Origin of the sequence: Mycobacterium sp. TY815 (assembly GCF_030755135.1) — a bacterium.
Taxonomy (GTDB): domain Bacteria; phylum Actinomycetota; class Actinomycetes; order Mycobacteriales; family Mycobacteriaceae; genus Mycobacterium.
Map to the genome: position 1 here is coordinate 2,166,653 of NZ_JAUFRX010000001.1, position 17,760 is coordinate 2,184,412.

Sequence of the window (17,760 nt, forward strand, 5' to 3'; positions counted from 1 at the left end):
TACCAGCTCACGCGACGCTGCGGACGGCCTGGGTGAGGTGATCGGCGTGCAACTGCTCGAGCCGGATGGCCGGCGCGCCCAGCTGCCGCGCCAGCTGCCCCGCCAGGCCCAGCCGGACGTAAGAGGTCTCACAGTCGATGACGACGGCGGCCGCACCTTCGGCCACCAACCTGGCCGCCGCAATCTTGCTGCGGCCCAACGGGTCCGGCCCGGCCGTGGCGCGCCCGTCGGTGAGCACCACCACCAGCGGACGGCGGGCACGGTCGCGCACCTTCTCCCGGATGACCAGTCCCCGCGCGGCCAGCAGGCCCTCGGCGAGCGGAGTTCTGCCGCCAGTGTCGAACCGGGCCAGCCGTCGCCCGGCGATGTGCGCCGACGACGTCGGCGGCAGCAGGATTCTGGCCTCCTGCTGCCGGAAAGCGATCACGGCGACCTTGTCGCGGCGCTGGTAGGCGTCGCGCAGCAGCGACAGGGCGGCCCCGCCGACGGCGGCCATCCGGTCGCGGGCGGCCATCGAGCCCGAGGCGTCGACGACGAAGATCACCAGGTTGCCTTCCCTGCCCTCGCGAACGGCCCGGCGCAGGTGGCCGCCGTGCAGGCGCAGCGGACCGGCCCGGTCGGCGTCCTCGGCCGCGGATAACAGGGTCGCGAACAGATGCAGGCCGTGCGCGCCCGGGTCGGACGGGTCGGCGGCGGCCACCACGCTGCCGGCGGCGTTGCGGGCGCGCGACCGCCGGCCGGGCGCGCCTTCGCCGACCCCGGGCACCGTCAGCGCCCAGGTGCGAAAGACTTTTGCCGGTGGCGCGCTGGGCCGGGGAGCCGGCGGCGCCTGCGTCTGAATCGAATCCGGCTGCGAGGCAAGGTCGTTGGCGGACTGACCGCCGCCGGGAGGATCGGGATCCGGTTCCGGCTCGCCCTGGGATTCCGCATCCGCGCGGGCCAGCGCTTCGTCGAGTTGGTCGCGCTCGATGCCGTGATCGTCGAACGGGTCGCGCCGGCGACGATGCGGCAACGCCAGTTCGGCGGCGACCCGGATGTCCTGTTCTTCGACGGTCAGGGCACCACGCCAGGCCGCGTGGGCGGTGGCGGTGCGGGCCACCACCAGATCGGCACGCATGCCGTCGACGTCGAACGCCGCGCACAGTGCGGCGATCCGCCGTAACTCGTTGTCAGGCAACACCACGTCGTCCACAAGGGCCCGGGCGGCGGCGATGCGCCGGGCCAGTTCGGCGTCGGCGTCGGCGTATTTCCGGGCGAACGCGTCGGGATCGGCTTCGTAGGCCATCCGCTGCCGGATCACCTCGACGCGGACGTCGACGTCACGCGAGGCGTGAACGTCGACGGTCAGGCCGAACCGGTCGAGCAACTGCGGACGCAGTTCTCCCTCTTCGGGATTCATTGTTCCGATCAACACGAACCGGGCTTCGTGGGTGTGGGAGATACCGTCACGCTCGATGTGCACGCGGCCCATGGCCGCGGCGTCGAGCAGGATGTCGACCAGGTGGTCGTGCAACAGGTTCACCTCGTCGACGTAGAGGACACCCCCGTGTGCGCGGGCCAGCAGGCCCGGCGAGAAGGCGTGTTCGCCGTCGCGCAGCACCCGCTGCAGATCCAGCGAGCCGACCACCCGGTCCTCGGTGGCCCCCAACGGCATCTCCACCAGACCGGCGCCGCCGGAGTCTGTCGCGGCCGACAACAACGCGGCGAGCCCGCGCACCGCCGTCGACTTGGCGGTGCCCTTTTCGCCGCGGATGAGCGCGCCGCCGATCTCCGGACGCACCGCGCACAACAGCAGCGCGAGCCGCAACTGGTCATGCCCGACGATCGCGCTGAACGGATAAGGCTTCACCGGGCACCCGCCGCGGGCGAACCAGGTCCCGAACCAGGTCTCAGCATCGGCACGTGCGGGATGCCGTCGTCGAGAAAATCGTCACCGTCGCGCACGAACCCGTGCCGGGCATACATATCGAACAGGTATTTCTGCGCGTCGATGCGGCAGGGGTAGTCGCCGACCTCGGCCAGGGCGGCGCGCAACAGGCGGGTGGCGTGACCGTGTCCGCGGGCACTGCGCTTGGTGCACACCCGGCCGATCCGGAAAGCCTTCTCACCGCCGGCGTGTTCCTCCATCAGACGCAGGGTGCAGATCACCTCGCCGTCCGGAGATTCCAGCCAGAAATGCCGGGTTTCGGCGAGCAGGTCGCGTCCGTCCAGTTCCGGGTAGGGACAGGCCTGCTCGACCACGAACACCTCGACCCGCAGTTTGAGGATTTCGTAAAGGGTCCGCGCGTCAAGGTCTTTGAACCAGGAGCGGCGCAACGCCTCACTCATTACGCCGCCTCCAGCTGCAACGCCTTGTTCGTCCACGACCTCAGTTCGTCGTACAGGGCGGGTTCACGCGACAAGTCAGCTCCCAGTGACGGCACGATCTCTTTGAGGGTAGGTAACCACGACGGGTACCGGTTGGCGAAACAGCGCTGCAGCACGTCCAGCATCGCCGGGACAGCGGTCGAGGCACCCGGCGAGCCACCGAGCAGGCCGGCGATGCTGCCGTCGGCGGCGCCCACGATGGTGGTGCCGAATTCCAGCGCACCGCCCTTGCCCCGGGCGCGCCGGATCACCTGCACGCGCTGCCCGGCAACCGTCAGCTCCCAGTCGGAATCCACTGCGGTCGGCGCGAATTCACGCAAAGCCGCGACCCGGTCCGGTTCGGTGAGGCGCAGCTGGGCGAGCAGATACCGCAGCAACGTCCTCTCCCGGACGCCCACGCCCAGCATGGCCGGAAGATTCGCCGGCCGTATCGACCGGGGCAGATCGCTGACGTGGCCGTGCTTGAGGAATTTCGGTGACCAGCCGGCGTACGGCCCGAACACCAGCCACGGCCGGCCGTTGACCAGTCGCAGGTCCAGGTGCAGCGCGCCCAGCGGCGGGGCTCCTGGCGACGGGCTCCCATACACCTTGGCCCGGTGCGCGGCGGTGAGTTCGGGGTTGGCGGTGCGCAGGAACCGGCCGCCGATCGGGAACCCGGCAAAGCCGCGGATCTCCTCGATTCCGGCCTTCTGCAGCAATGGCAGGGCGTCGCCACCGGCGCCGACGAAGACGAATTCCGCTGCCAACTTACGTTTTTCACCCGTGCGCCGGTTGCCGACCGTAACCGTCCAGCCACCGTCGCGCTGACGCGACAAGCCGCGTACCTCGTGGCCGAACAGCGCGGTGGCACCGCTTTTGACGCAGTAACCGATGAGCTGTCGTGACAGGGCTCCGAAGTCGACGTCGGTGCCGCCGGCGGCCCAGTTCAGGGCAACAGGTTCGGTGAAGTCGCGACGGGCGGCCATCAACGGCAGCCGGCGTGCGAACTCGGCAGGGTCCACGATCAGTTCGGTGGCGGCGAACAACGGGTTGCGAGCCAGAGCGTCACGGCGTCGCCGCAGATAGTCGACGCCGGCGGCGCCACGCACGAAACTGACGTGCGGAACCGCGTGCAGAAAAGCCGGCACGTCGGTCAGGATGCCGTTCTCGGCCGCGTAAGCCCAGAACTGCCGGGTGATCTGGAACTGCTCGTTGACCGAGACCGCTTTGCTGATGTCGATCGTGCCGTCGGGACGCTGCGGGGTGTAATTCATCTCGCACAGCCCCGCGTGACCGGTGCCGGCGTTGTTCCACGGGCTGCTGCTCTCGGCGCCGACGCCGTCCAGGCGTTCGATCACGGTGATCGACCAGTCGGGCTCGAGCCGTCGCAACAACGCCCCAAGGGTGGCGCTCATGATTCCGGCACCCACCAGCACGACGTCGGTTCTGGCTAGCTGTGCCACGCCGATCGCTAGTCCTTTCCCCTGGAGAATGCCGGTCCCCAAGGTTATCGCCGAAGGAGTTGGCCACCCAATCCACCGCATCGGCCGAGGCCGCAACCTCTAAGCTGGCCTCGTGACTGGCTGGGTGCCCGACGTCCTGCCCGGCTACTGGCAGTGCACCATCCCGCTCGGGCCCGATCCGGACGGTGAGGGCGAGATCTTCGCAACGCTGGTCCGCCGTGGCCCGCAGTCGGCGGCCGACCACGCGGTGCTGGCCGTGCACGGCTACACCGACTATTTCTTCAACACCGGGCTGGCCGACCACTTCGCCGACCGCGGCTTCACCTTTTACGCCCTGGACCTGCGCAAGTGCGGCCGCTCCCACCGGGCGGACCAGACGCCGCATTTCACCACCAGGCTGGACCGCTACGACGACGAGCTCAACCACGCACTGGCGCTGATCCGCGAGCAGTCCGACACCCGAGTGCTGATGTACGGCCATTCGGTGGGCGGGCTGATCGTCTCGCTGTGGCTGGACCGATTGCGCCGGCAGAGTGCGGGCACGCCGGCCGGTGTCAGCGGCCTGGTGCTCAACAGCCCGTTTCTGGACCTGCACGGCCCGGCGGTTCTGCGTCTGGGCGTCACCTCGGCCACCATCGCCGCGCTGTCGCGGATGCGCAGCAAGGGTGTCGCCCGGGCCAGCGGCAGCGGCGGTTACGGCTCCAGCCTGCACCGGGACTACCACGGCGAATTCGAGTACAACCTGCAGTGGAAACCATTGGGCGGCTTCCCGGTCACGTTCGGCTGGTTGCACGCGGTGCGCCGCGGACAAGCCCGGCTGCACCGCGGGCTCGATGTCGGGGTGCCCAATCTGATCCTGCGTTCGGACCACACCGTGCCCGAGAGCGCCGAACCGGCGGCCCTGCAACGCGGCGACGCGGTGCTCGACGTCAGCCAGATCGCGCGGTGGGCCGGCTGTATCGGCAACCGCACCAGCATCATTCCGGTGCCGGATGCCAAACACGATGTGTTCCTGTCGCTTTCCCAACCGCGTCAGCTAGCGTATCGCCATCTGGACCGCTGGCTCGACGAACACCTCAGCAGGCTCAACGACACCGACGCCTCGGTCCCGCCCGAGAACCAGTCGGGGAAAGGGTGACGCATCGATGGAGACCTACGACCTCGCGATCATCGGAACCGGTTCGGGCAACAGCATTCTCAACGAACACTATGCGGCCAAGCGGGTGGCGATCTGCGAACAGGGCGTCTTCGGCGGCACCTGCCTCAACGTCGGGTGCATTCCGACCAAGATGTTCGTCTACGCAGCCGAGGTGGCCAAGACCATCCGGGAAGCGGCCCAGTACGGCGTCGATGCCCACATCGACGGGATTCGCTGGACCGACATCGTTTCGCGGGTGTTCGGGCGTATCGACCCGATCGGCCCGAGCGGCGAAGACTACCGCCGGTCGGCACCGAATATCGACGTGTACGGCAGCCACACGCGCTTCGGACCGGTCGCGGCCGACGGGCGATACCTGCTGCGCACCGAAGACGGCGAGGAATTCACCGCCGACCAGGTGGTGATCGCCGCGGGTTCGCGGCCCACCGTTCCGCCGGCCATCACCGCCTCCGGCGTGAAATACCACACCAGCGACACCATCATGCGGATTCCCGAGCTGCCCGAGCATCTCGTGATCGTCGGAAGTGGTTATGTGGCAGCGGAATTCGCGCATGTTTTCTCAGCACTGGGTTCGCGCGTGACACTGGTGATCCGAGGCAGCTGCCTGCTGCGCCACTGCGACGACACCATCTGCGAACGGTTCACCCGGGTGGTGGCGAGCAGGTGGGAACTGCGCACGCACCGCAACGTCGTCGGCGGGCACAACCGGGGTTCCGGTGTGTCGCTGCAGCTCGACGACGGCAGCACCCTGGACGCGGACGCGCTACTGGTGGCCACCGGGCGGCTGCCCAACGCCGACCTGCTGGACGCCGAGCAGGCCGGGATCGACATCGAGGACGGCCGCGTCGTCGTCGACGAATACCAACGGACCTCCGCACGTGGGGTTTTCGCGCTCGGCGACGTGTCATCGCCGTATCAGCTCAAGCATGTGGCCAACCACGAGGCACGTGTGGTGCAGCGGAATCTCCTCTGCGACTGGGATGACACCGGGTCGATGGCCGTCACCGATCACCGGTTCGTCCCCTCGGCGGTGTTCACGGATCCCCAGCTTGCCAGCGTCGGATTGACCGAAAACCAGGCATTAGCACAGGGATTCGACATCTCGGTCAAGGTTCAGGACTATGGCGACGTCGCCTACGGCTGGGCGATGGAGGACACCACCGGGATCGTCAAGCTGATCGCCGAACGCGGCACCGGCCGGTTGCTGGGCGCGCACTTCATGGGCCATCAGGCGTCGTCGCTGATTCAGCCGCTGATCCAGGCGATGAGCTTCGGACTCACCGCCCACGAGATGGCCCGTGGCCAGTACTGGATCCACCCGGCGCTGCCCGAGGTGGTGGAGAACGCCCTGCTGGGCCTGAGCTGACTCAGTCCTGCGCCAGCTGCTGACAGGCCGGACACAGGCCGTGCAACGTCAGGCCGGCGCGCTCGGAGAGCGCGAAGGAGCTGCCCGCTATCGCGTGCTCGAGCGCCGAGCTCAGCTGGCGGGCCGGCACCTCGATGATCGACCCGCACCGGGTACACACGGCGTGGTGATGCGGCGCGGTGGCCATGCCGTAGGTGGTGACGCCGCCCTCGAGCGTCAACGCGTGCAACACCCCCTGGTCGACCAGGGTGGTCACGGTGCGGTAGATGGTCGCGAGGTCGGGGGGCTGGACTCCCGGCGCCAAGCACGCCGGCAACCGGTGCTGGATCTCGGCCACCGACAAGTGGCCGTTTACGGGTTCGAGTACCGCCAATACCTGGATCCGCGAGGCCATCCGACGCAGCCCGCGGGCGCGTAGCAGTTCGCCGATCCGCTCGGTGGCCGCCGGGTCCAGGCCCGCCGGTTCAGTCGTCACCTGTTCAGTGTCGCGCTGCCGGCCCGGGATTGCCAGCGCGGCCCTGCGGCGCGTCGGCTCCTGCAAGTCACTTGCAGCCATTTGACCGGCGAACCTACAGTTGAGCGCGTCTTCGACGGCGGGAAGGATCTCGGATGTCCGGTGATCAGCTCGACCGGCGGTCGCCCTGGTCACGGCTGCGGGCGGCGCTGTCACCCGCGGAGTGGGGACGGCTGGGACTGATGCTGGCGGTGATCGCCGCGCTGCATCTGGTGGGGTGGCTGACCCTGATCCTGGTGGTGGAGCCGGCGCATCTGAGTCTGGGCCACAAGGCTTTCGGCGTCGGCATCGGACTCACCGCGTACACCCTGGGGCTACGGCACGCGTTCGACGCCGACCACATCGCCGCCATCGACAACACCACCCGCAAGCTGATGAGCGAAGGCCAGCGGCCCCTGGCCGTCGGCTTCTTCTTCTCGCTGGGACACTCCTCGGTGGTGTTCACCCTGGCGCTGCTGCTGGCGCTCGGGCTGCGCGCCGTGGTCGGTCCCGTCGAGGACGATTCGTCGCGGCTGCATTTCTATACGGGGCTGATCGGCACCAGCGTCTCGGGCGGGTTCCTGTACCTGATCGCCCTGCTCAACATCTTCGTGCTGGTCGGCATCCTGCGAGTGTTCAAGCGAATGCGGCAGGGCGAGTTCAACCCCGAAACAGATGAGGCTGAACTCGAGCAGCAGCTGGACAATCGCGGCCTGATCAACCGCTTCCTCGGACGCCTCACCAAGTCGATCACCAAGTCCTGGCACATGTACCCACTGGGACTGCTGTTCGGCCTGGGCTTCGACACCGCCACCGAGATCGCCCTGCTGGTGCTGGCCGGCACCAGCGCGGCCTCCGGGCTGCCCTGGTACGCCATCCTGTGCCTGCCGGTGCTGTTCACCGCCGGCATGTGCCTGTTGGACACGATCGACGGCTCGTTCATGAACTTCGCCTACGGCTGGGCGTTCTCCAACCCGGTTCGCAAGATCTACTACAACTTCACCGTCACCGCGCTGTCGGTGGCGGTGGCACTGCTGATCGGCACGGTGGAACTGCTCGGGCTGTTCGCCGACCATCTGGGCTGGCGTGGTGGCCTGTGGGACTGGATCGCCGGCCTGGACCTGAACACGGTGGGCTTCGTCGTCGTCGGGATGTTCGTCCTGACCTGGGCCGTCGCGCTGCTGGTGTGGCGTTACGGACGGCTCGAGGAGAAGTGGGCGCCGGCGCCGGAACGCGTGGGTTAGCTGGATCCGCCGCCGCCGGTGCCGCCGGTGCCACCGGAGCCGCCGTTGCCGCCGAGCGCGCCGACGGGTCCGCCGCCCGTGATACCGGTGCCGCCGCCGATACCGCTGCTGCCCGGGACACCGCTGGATCCGGTGCCGCCGGTGCCTCCGGTGCCGCCGTTGCCGCCCTTGCCGCCGGTGCCCCCGGCCTGACCGCCGGTGCCGTCTCCGGCGTCACCACCGGAGCCGCCCTTGCCTCCGACACCGCCGGTCCCGCCGGTTCCCGCGGTGTTGGCGCCGCCTGCGCCACCGAGACCGCCGGCGCCGCCGAGCCCACCGCTGTAACCGGTACCGCCGCTGACCGGGCCGTCTGCGCCCTGCCCACCCGCGCCACCCTGGCCTCCGACACCGCCTGTGCCGGCGCTGTTTCCGGCGTAGGTGGTACGGCCACCGGTACCGCCCTGGCCGCCCTGACCACCGACTCCTGCCGCGCCCGCACTTGCCGCCGCGCCGGCGCCGGTGCCGGCCAGCCCGCCGCTGCCGCCGGCTCCGCCGGTGCCACCGGTCCCGCCGCCGCCGGCGACGTTGCGTCCGTCGTCGGCGAAGCCCGCACCGCCCTTGCCGCCCTGCCCGCCGGTACCCCCGGCACCACCGGCGCCGTTGGTTCCGCCGGTGGCGGCGCTACCGCCCTGGCCTCCGGTGCCCCCGGCTCCGCCGGTTCCGCCGGTGTCGCCCGGGCGCAACCCGGCATCTCCGGTCCCGCCGACGCCTCCGACGCCGCCGGTTCCGCCTTTGCCGCCGACGCCACCGTTGGCGCCTGCCGTCGCGGTGCCGCCGGACCCGCCGGTGCCGCCGGTTCCGCCGCGGCCGGCGGTGGCGCCGTAGTCGGCGTCGCCACCCTGGCCGCCGACACCGCCCGCACCACCGTTGCCCGCGGCGTGACCGGTGCCGGTCGCGGCGCCTCCGCTTCCGCCGGCGCCGCCTCCGCCCCCGACGCCGCCGTTGGCGCCCAGGCGCCCACGGCCACCCTGGCCGCCGGTGCCGCCCTGGCCGCCGTTGCCGCCATCACCCGTCGCGCCCGCCGCGCCCTGGCCGTTACCCGCAGCGCCCCCGGCGCCCGCGGCGCCGCCGGTACCGCCCTGGCCGCCCGCTCCCGCCGTGCTGCCCGACCCGGTCTGGCCGCCACCGTTGCCGCCGGTTCCGCCGGTTCCACCGGTGCCGCCCGCCCCGCCGGCGCCGTTGGTTCCGCCGCCGACCGTCGCGCCGCCGGCACCGCCCTGGCCGCCCGCCCCGCCGATGCCGCCTTGCGCGCCGTCGCCGGCGCCACTTCCGACGTTCCGGGACAGCCCGGCGCCGCCCTGGCCGCCCTGACCACCGGCGCCACCGGCCCCGGCGACCCCACCGAAGTAGTCGGTCCCACCGACACCGCCGGTGCCGCCGACCCCACCGGCGCCTGCGCCGGCCCCGGTGTCGGCGCCGCCCTGACCGCCCTGCCCGCCCTGGCCGCCCGCGCCGATCGGGTCGCCGAACCTGACGTTGAGGCCCCCCGTACCGCCGGTGCCGCCTTGACCACCGGTGCCGGCGGCACCCCCCTGCACGCCGACGCCGCCCTGGCCACCGGTGCCGCCGGTGCCGCCAGTCAAGTTGGTGCGGCCGCTGCCGCCGGTCCCGCCCTGGCCACCGGCGCCACCGGCACCACCGGAGAACTCGTTGGCACCGGCACCGCCCTGACCACCGGCACCACCGGTGCCGCCGGTGTGGCCGGTCCCGGCCGCGCCGTCACCACCACGCCCGCCGGTCCCGCCGGCGCCGCCGTCGCCACCGCCGGCGTAATCGTTGGGGTTCGCGCCCACGGCGCCTCCGGTACCGCCCTGGCCGCCGGTACCGGCACCACCGCGCACGTCGGCGCCGCCCTGGCCGCCGGTACCTCCCTTGCCGCCCGCGCCGGCGCCGCTGCCCAGGTTCTCGCCGCCCTGGCCACCGGTGCCGCCCCGGCCTCCGGTGCCGCCGCCGAGACCGGTGTCGGTGCCGCCCTGGCCGCCGGTGCCGCCCTGCCCGCCGGTGCCGCTGGCGTACTCACCCGTGCCGCCTTGGCCGCCGGTGCCGCCCTGACCGCCGGCGCCCGCCGTGCCGGCCGCACCGGCGCCGGTGCCGGCCGTTGCGCCGGCGCCACCGGTTCCGCCGGTGCCCCCGACGCCGCCCCGACCGCTGCCGTCTGCCGCGGTGCCCTGCCCCGCGCTGCCGCCGGTGCCGCCCTGACCACCGGCGCCGCCACCGCCGTTGGTTCCACCGGCGGCCGCCGCACCGCCCTGACCGCCGACGCCGCCGGCGCCGCCCAGGCCGCCGGTGAAGCCGGTGCCGTTGGGGAGGCTGTTGTCGGCGCCGGTGCCGCCCTGGCCGCCCGTGCCGCCGGTGCCGCCCCTGCCGCCGGTGCCGCTGCCGCTGAGGTCAGCGCCGCCACTGCCGCCGGCTCCGCCCGCGCCGCCCTGCGCGGGAGCCGTGCCGGCGGCGCCCTGACCGCCCTGGCCGCCCGCGCCGCCTTGGCCGCCCGTCATGCCGGCGGTGACGTTGCCGGCGCCGGTTCCGCCGGCACCTCCGTCTCCGCCGATTCCCGATGCACCGGTTGCGCCACCGGTGCCTCCGGTTCCCGCCGCGCCGCCGACGCCACCGGAACCGCCGTCGCCACCCCGGCCTCCGTCTCCGCCGCCCAGGCCGGTGTCGGCGGTACCCGAGCCGCCGACACCGCCGTGGCCGCCGGTCCCCCCGGCGCCTCCGCTGCCGTTGACACCCGTGGTGCCACCGGAGTTACCGCCCTGGCCGCCCTGACCGCCCTGGCCGCCGGCGCTGCCGTTCTTGCCGGTGCCGGCCAAGCCGTCGGCGCCGCTGCCGCCGATGCCTCCGGCACCGCCGGTGCCGCCGTCACCGGCCGACCCGCCGCCCTGGCCGCCGCGTCCGCCCTGCCCGCCGGTACCGGCGGCGCCCGCGTTGCCACCCAGGCCGGCGCCGGCGCCCGCCGCTCCTGCCGTCCCGCCGGCGCCGCCCGACCCGCCGGTGCCGCCGTCGCCCTCGGCGCTACCGGCACCGCCGGTACCGCCCTGGCCGCCCGTGCCACCGGATCCGCCGTCACCGTTGTAGGCACTGCCGTTGCCGCCCTGACCGCCGACGCCGCCGGCCCCACCCCGGCCACCGGTGGAGCCGGTGCCGGCAGGACCGGTGGTGCCCGCACCGCCGGTGCCGCCGACGCCGCCATCGCCGCCGATGCCGCCCGCGCCGCCGCCGCTGGCGTCCAGCCCACCGGCACCGCCGGTGCCACCGGCACCGCCGTTTCCGGCACCGCCGCCGAGGTCGGCGGCGCCCTGACCGCCTGCGCCGCCGTTGCCGCCCGTACCGGCGGTGATCAGGACGTGGTTGTTGGTGCCGCCGACGCCGCCGGTCCCACCCTGGCCGCCGTCGCCGCCGAGGCCCACCGCTCCGCCGGTGCCGCCGGTGCCGGCCAGCCCGCCGGCACCGCCGGTGCCGCCGCGCCCGCCCGTGCCGCCGGTGCCGGCCCCGACGCCGGTGTCCGGACGACCCGTGGCGCCGGTACCGCCCTGACCGCCGGTGCCACCCGCTCCGCCGCTGCCATTGATGCCGCCGGCACCCGCGTTGCCGCCCGCGCCACCGACGCCACCGGCACCGCCGGTGTAGCCGTTGCCGTTGCCGTCCCGGCCGGCGACGCCTCCGTCACCGCCGCGACCACCCCTGCCGCCGTCACCGGAGAGGCCCTTGCTGCCGGCCGCCCCGGTGCCGGCTCCGGATGCGCCGCCGGCGCCGGCGTCACCACCGCGACCGCCGGTGCCGCCGGTGCCGCCGTCGCTACCGGCAACGGTCGCACCGGTGCCGCCCGCACCTCCTGTACCGCCACTACCCCCGCGGCCGCCGTCACCATTGGCGCCACCCGCGCCTGCCGAACCGCCCTGGCCGCCCGCGCCGCCGGCGCCGCCGGCATACCCTGCTTGACCGGCGAGCGTGTTGGCGCCACCCGCACCGCCATCGGCACCCTGGCCACCGGTACCGCCGGTGCCCGCGCGGCCCGCGCTGCCCGCGGCGCCTACGCCGCTGCCGGCCGCCCCGCCGGCGGCCGCGTCACCCCCCTTGCCGCCGGCGCCGCCGTCCTGTCCGGCGGTACCCACGCCCGCGGCGCCGGCCGCGCCCGCACCGCCCCGGCCGCCGTCGCCACCCTGGCCGCCCGCGCCGTTGGTGCCACCGGCGCCTGCTGAACCGCCGTGGCCGCCGGCACCACCGGCGCCGCCGGAATACCCGGCCTGGCCCGCTGATGTGTTGGCCGCACCGCTTCCGCCGTTGCCTCCGTGGCCGCCGGAGCCGCCGCTGCCCGCCTGACCAGCACTGCCGGCAGCACCGACACCGGTGCCTGCCGCGCCGCCGGCACCCGCGTCGCCGCCTTGACCGCCGGCACCGCCGGCCTGTCCCGCGGTCCCGACGCCTGCCTGACCGTCACCGCCGCGACCGCCGGAACCGCCGTCGCCACCCTGGCCACCAGCACCGTTGGTGCCACCGGCACCGGCCGACCCGCCCTGACCGCCGGCGCCACCGGCACCACCGGCGTATCCGGTGCCGCCCGCGACGCTGTTGGCGTCACCGGACCCGCCGTCACCGCCGTGGCCCCCCGCACCGCCGGTGCCCGCGTGACCCGCGCCGGCGGCGGCACCCGCACCCGTGCCGGCCGCTCCGCCGGCACCGGCGTCGCCGCCATGACCGCCGGCACCGCCGGCCTGACCGACCGTGCCGACGCCCGCCTTGCCGTCACCACCGCGACCGCCGGCGCCACCGTCACCACCCTGACCGCCGGCACCGTTGATGCCGGTCGAGCCTGCCGAACCACCCTGGCCGCCAACGCCTCCGGCACCACCGGCATAGCCCGTACCGCCCGCGCCGGTGTTGTCGCCGCCGGTCCCACCCGTGCCACCGGCGCCGCCCGTACCGCCGCTACCGGCGTGCCCGGCACTGCCGGCTGAACCCGCCCCGGTACCGGCGATGCCGCCGCTGCCCGAGTCTCCGCCTTTGCCGCCGGCGCCGCCGCTCTGACCCGCGCCGCCCACGCCCGCGGCACCGACACCGCCGGCGCCGCCGGTGCCACCGTCACCGCCCTGCCCGCCATCGCCGTTGACGCCGGTGTAGGCCGAACCGCCAAAGCCGCCGGCACCGCCGCGACCCGCCGAGCCCCCGGCGCCGCCGGTGTGGCCGCTTCCGGCCAGGCCGTCGGCGCCGGTGCCGCCATCGCCACCGCGGCCACCGGCACCGGCGTCGCCCGCGGTGCCACCCTGGCCACCGAACCCGGCGGCGCCACCGGCCCCGCCGATGGCCCCGTTACCGCCTTGGCCGCCTGCTCCGGGACCGTTGCCGGTGTCGACGGTGCCCGCGCCGCCCTTACCACCGCCGCCGGCCGCCCCACCGGCACCGCCGTCACCGGCACGGGCGGTCTCGCCGCCGGCGTCACCGCCGTCGCCACCGCGACCGCCGTTGGCGCCGTTACCACCGTTGTTGCCGGTGCCGTCGAGGCCGGCGCCGCCACTGCTGCCGGCGCCACCGGCGCCACCCTTGCCACCGTCGCCGCCGTTTCCGCTGGCTCCGGCGCCGGAGCCGGCCACCCCGCCCCGTCCCCCGGCACCGCCGTCTCCGCCGAAGCGACCGTTCTGGGAAGCTCCCGCCGCCCCGCCGTCACCGCCGGAACCACCACCGCCGCCGGTACCGCCGTCGCCGTTCACGCCGCCCGCGGCCGCCGTGCCGCCCTGGCCGCCCGCACCTCCGGAGCCGGCGGTACCGCCGCCTCCGGCGACCCCGGTGGGACCGAGTGCGGTGCCCCCGGTACCGCCGTCGCCACCCGCGCCACCTGTCCCGCCGGTACCGCCCGTGCCCCCGGCACCGGCGGCCCCACCAGTGCCGCCGACGCCGCCGGTTGACCCGGTCCCGCCTTTGCCGCCGAAGCCGCCGTAGCCGTCGCTGCCCACCACGGACTTGCCCCCGTCGCCGCCGTTGCCGGCCGCGCCGCCGCTGCCGCCGGCCCCTGCGACGCCGCCGGGCGCACCAGCGCCACCGGTGCCACCGGCACCACCGCTGTTGCCCGCGCCGCCGATACCGCCCTGGCCGTTGTATCCGCTGGCAGTGCCGCCGACCCCGCCGTCGCCGCCGGCGCCTCCGGTACCGCCGGCGCCCGCCAGGTTGCCGGACGCCTTCGCGGCTCCGCCGGTACCACCGGCGCCGCCTTTACCGGCGGTTCCGCCCGTTCCCGCCGCGCCGTTGAAGGCGCTGTCGCCGCCGGCACCGCCCGCTCCGCCCGCACCCCCGGCACCGCCGTCACCAGCGGTCGCACCGATGCCGCCCACACCGGCCGCACCGCCGGCGGCGCCTGCACCACCGTTGCCGCCCTGGCCGCCGGCCCCCGCCGCACCGGTACCGACCGAGACGCCCGAGCCGCCGCGGCCGCCGCTACCGCCGACGCCGCCGTCACCACCGCTGCCATTGACGCCCGTCGCTCCACCGGCGTTGCCGCCGAGGCCCCCGAAGCCGGCGTCGCCGCCTGCGCCGCCGTTGTGCCCGGTGCCGGCGAGGCCGTCGGCACCGTTACCGCCGTCGCCGCCACGTCCGCCCTGGCCACCGCTGCCGTCAACCCCGCCGACACCGCCGGTGCCGGCCGCCCCGCCACTGCCGCCCCGGCCACCGACCCCGCCGGCGGCGCCGGCCCGGGCGCCGCTGCCGTTGTCCGGAATGCCATTGCCGCCGACACCGCCGCGGCCACCGGCGCCGCCGTCCCCACCGTCGCCGTTGTGCGCGGTGGCACCCCCGGCGTTGCCGCCGACACCGCCGGCACCACCGTCGCCCGCATAACCGCCGGCGGCTCCGTAATAGGTGGAAATGCCGCCGCCGTCGGCGCCGTTTCCACCGTCACCCGCATTGCCGCCGTCGCCGCCGACTCCCGCAGCGCCCGCGCCGGTCCCCGCAGTTCCGCCGCTGCCACCGTTGCCGCCCCTGCCTCCGAACCCTCCGTTCTCGGTGCCGCCGGCAGCGCCGCCGTGCGCGCCATCCGCACCGACGCCACCGGCGCCACCGGCACCGTTGATTCCGCCGGCGGCCGCCGCGCCACCCTGGCCACCGCCGCCGCCGGCCCCACCGTCGCCCCCGTTGCCGGCCACTCCCGCGGGAGCCAGCCCGTTGCCCCCTAGCCCGGCAGCGCCACCGGAGCCGCCTTTGCCACCGGCACCTCCGGTGCCTTCAGCGCCGGCCACCCCGCCGTTGCCGCCCAGGCCGCCGGTACCGCCGCCGCCGCCGTTACCGGCGTAGCCGCCCAATCCGTCCTCGCCTGCCAGCACATCGCCGCCGGCACCGCCGCTGCCGGCCGCACCGCCCACACCACCGGTACCGGCGACGCCACGATCCGCTCCGGCGCCGCCGGTGCCGCCCGCTCCGCCGTTGCCGCCGCTGCCCCCGGTGCCGCCCTGACCGGCCAGGCCTGACGAGATGCCGCCGGTGCCGGCCGCTCCGCCGGTGCCGCCCGCTCCCCCGCTGCCGGCGACGCCGCTGAGCGAGGTCGCCGCCCCGCCGGTACCGCCGGCGCCGCCCGTGCCACCGGATCCGCCATTGCCGGCGACACCGTCGAAGGTGGCGGCCGCACCATCGGCACCGGCACCCGCGTCGCCGCCTCGGCCGCCCTCACCTGCCCGGCCGCCGGTGCCGCCGGTACCGGTGGCACCCCCCTGACCGCCGGCACCCCCGTCGCCGCCCGAACCGCCGTCGCGCGCGACGTTGCCCGTGGCTCCGGCGACACCGTTGCCGCCCTGGCCGCCGGCACCGCCGGCCCCGCCGCTGCCGTTGGTGCCGCCCGTCCCCGCGCTACCTCCTTGACCGCCTGCGCCGCCATGACCACCGGCATAGCCGGCCGCACCGGCGGTGGTGCCGTCGGCGCCTGCACCACCCTCGCCGCCCTGGCCACCGCCACCGCCGGAACCGCCGTGGCCGGCCGAGGCCGCGGCACCGGCACCCGAACCGGCTGCACCGCCCGCCCCCGCGTCACCGCCGGCGCCACCCGCACCGCCCGCCCCGCCGGCTTTGCCGGCCGTGGTGACGCCTTGGGCACCGGCGCCGCCGTCGCCACCGTCGCCACCGACACCGCCCACACCATTCGTGCCGCCGACGCCCGCGGAGCCGCCCTGGCCACCGGCGCCACCGGCGCCGCCGGCAAACCCGTCAACGCCGGCGGGCGAACCGTCGGCGCCCACCCCACCGTGACCGCCCTGACCGCCCGCCCCACCGGTACCGGCGCTGCCCGCCGCGCCGCCGCCGTTACCGAACCAATTGGCCGCTCCCCCAGCGCCGCCCGCACCCGCAGCGCCGCCGTCGCCGCCGGTTCCGCCCGCAACGCCGACACCCGAGCTGACGCCTCCCATGGCTCCGGCACCGCCCGCACCGCCGGTGCCTCCGACGGCTCCGGCGCCGGCCGAGCCGAACAGCAGAGCGTTGTTGGAACCGCCGGCGCCGCCAGCACCTCCGATGCCTCCGTTGCCGCCGCCGCCGGCAATGCGCGCGCCCGCGTCGCCGGCGAGGCCGGTTCCACCGGCGCCACCCGTACCGCCGATGCCGCCGGCCCCGCCCTGGCCGAACAGCACCTGCATGTTGGCCCCGCCGGCACCACCCGCGCCGCCCGCGCCGCCGGCCTGCCCTGCCGCACCGGCGGCACCCGCCCCGCCGGCCCCACCGTTGCCCCCGCCGAAGCCACCGAGAAGTCCGCTGGCCCCGCCGGCACCGCCGTTGCCACCGGCGCCGCCTGCAGTGACCGCCGCCCCGCCCGCTCCACCGTTTCCGCCCCGCCCGAACAACCCGGCCGATCCGCCGGCGCCACCGTTGCTCCCGGCGGCCCCGGATCCGCCATTGCCCCCGCTGCCCCACAGCCATCCGCCGTCGCCACCACGGCTGCCGGTGCCCGCCGCGCCGTCGGCGCCGTCGCCGATCAGCGCGCGGCCGGTGAGGAACTCGCTGGGGGCGTTGATGAGATTCAGCGTCGCCTGCTCGATCTGCTGCAGCAGGTTTCCGTTTGCGGCCTCCGCCGCGGCATACGAGCTACCGCCGCTCGCCAGCAACTGGGCGAAGCGCTCCCGGAACAGCTCCACCTCAAGGCTCACCGCGCGGTATTGCTCAGCGTGGTCGGTGAACAGCGCGGCGATCGCCGCCGAAACCTCGTCAGCGGCCGCGGGCAGCAGATTCGCCGTGGCCCCGCCCGCCTGAGCGTTCGCCGCGCCGAGGGCCGATCCGATCCTCGTCAGATCATTCGCCGCCACGGCCAATACGTCGGGTGCTGCAAACAGGAAGGACATGCCCCGGACCCTCTCAATTGGTTGGCTGCTGGCGAATCGAACACGCGGAGTATATGAACGTGGGCCATTTCATTCCAGCAATTCACGCAGAAATCTAGCAATTATTCTTGACGACCGCAATGCGAATCTTTTAGTACCGGCGACGCGACCGACCGCCCCCTGCAGCCGACCGATCAGTGCCGATCCGTGTGATGAAAACCCCTCTTGTACAGCCCTTTTCGCGGCAATACGGGTGCACTCGAGACGGTACCGGCCAGCTCAGGCCCCCTCCTGGACGCTAACCCCCCAGCCGGGTACTGCGATCCGCATAGCGGCCTTCAGGGGGATGGAAGTTTCTGAATAATA

General features: G+C 74.6%; 8 protein-coding genes. 3 read left to right on the forward strand and 5 right to left on the reverse strand.

Features of this window, described 5'->3' with window-relative positions:
- Positions 1-7: 7 nt before the first annotated feature.
- From QXK92_RS09065 to mqo, 3 genes are read right to left on the reverse strand one after another with little or no spacing between them, the layout of a single operon-like run.
- Positions 8-1,849 (reverse strand): magnesium chelatase subunit D family protein, encoded by a 1,842-nt coding sequence (locus QXK92_RS09065; protein ID WP_306241321.1) that lies wholly within the window; start codon positions 1,847-1,849, stop codon positions 8-10.
- Positions 1,846-2,328, reverse strand: coding sequence for a GNAT family N-acetyltransferase (locus QXK92_RS09070; protein WP_306241322.1), 483 nt, complete (start codon positions 2,326-2,328; stop codon positions 1,846-1,848). Before QXK92_RS09070 ends, QXK92_RS09065 begins: the two co-directional genes overlap by 4 nt.
- Entirely contained in the window at positions 2,328-3,809 is a 1,482-nt protein-coding gene (gene mqo / locus QXK92_RS09075; RefSeq protein ID WP_306241323.1) for a malate dehydrogenase (quinone), read from the reverse strand. Before mqo ends, QXK92_RS09070 begins: the two co-directional genes overlap by 1 nt.
- A 112-nt stretch (positions 3,810-3,921) precedes the next feature.
- Between mqo and QXK92_RS09080 the strand changes: the two genes are divergently transcribed.
- Both QXK92_RS09080 and mtr read left to right on the forward strand, forming a co-directional pair.
- A complete protein-coding gene (locus tag QXK92_RS09080; protein WP_306241324.1) occupies positions 3,922-4,947 on the forward strand; it encodes an alpha/beta hydrolase in 1,026 nt (341 codons plus the stop codon).
- A 7-nt stretch (positions 4,948-4,954) separates the two neighbouring features.
- Complete coding sequence (gene mtr, locus QXK92_RS09085) at positions 4,955-6,334, forward strand: mycothione reductase (RefSeq protein ID WP_306241325.1); 1,380 nt, start codon at positions 4,955-4,957, stop codon at positions 6,332-6,334.
- A gap of 1 nt (position 6,335) precedes the next feature.
- On the opposite strand, the gene QXK92_RS09090 is transcribed toward mtr, so the two are convergent.
- Positions 6,336-6,809 carry a Fur family transcriptional regulator gene (locus QXK92_RS09090; protein WP_306241326.1) on the reverse strand — a complete coding sequence of 158 codons (474 nt, stop codon included), beginning with the start codon at positions 6,807-6,809 and terminating at the stop codon, positions 6,336-6,338.
- A 134-nt stretch (positions 6,810-6,943) separates the two neighbouring features.
- Here QXK92_RS09090 and QXK92_RS09095 point away from each other — a divergent pair, with 134 nt between their 5' ends.
- The gene (locus tag QXK92_RS09095; RefSeq protein ID WP_306241327.1) at positions 6,944-8,071 is read left to right on the forward strand and encodes a HoxN/HupN/NixA family nickel/cobalt transporter; all 1,128 of its coding nucleotides are present in this window, start codon (positions 6,944-6,946) and stop codon (positions 8,069-8,071) included.
- Here QXK92_RS09095 and QXK92_RS09100 read toward each other — a convergent pair.
- The gene (locus QXK92_RS09100) at positions 8,068-17,415 is read right to left on the reverse strand and encodes a PE family protein (RefSeq protein ID WP_306241328.1); all 9,348 of its coding nucleotides are present in this window, start codon (positions 17,413-17,415) and stop codon (positions 8,068-8,070) included. The two genes, QXK92_RS09095 and QXK92_RS09100, sit on opposite strands and share 4 nt — an antisense overlap.
- Between the last annotated feature and the right edge of the window lie 345 nt (positions 17,416-17,760).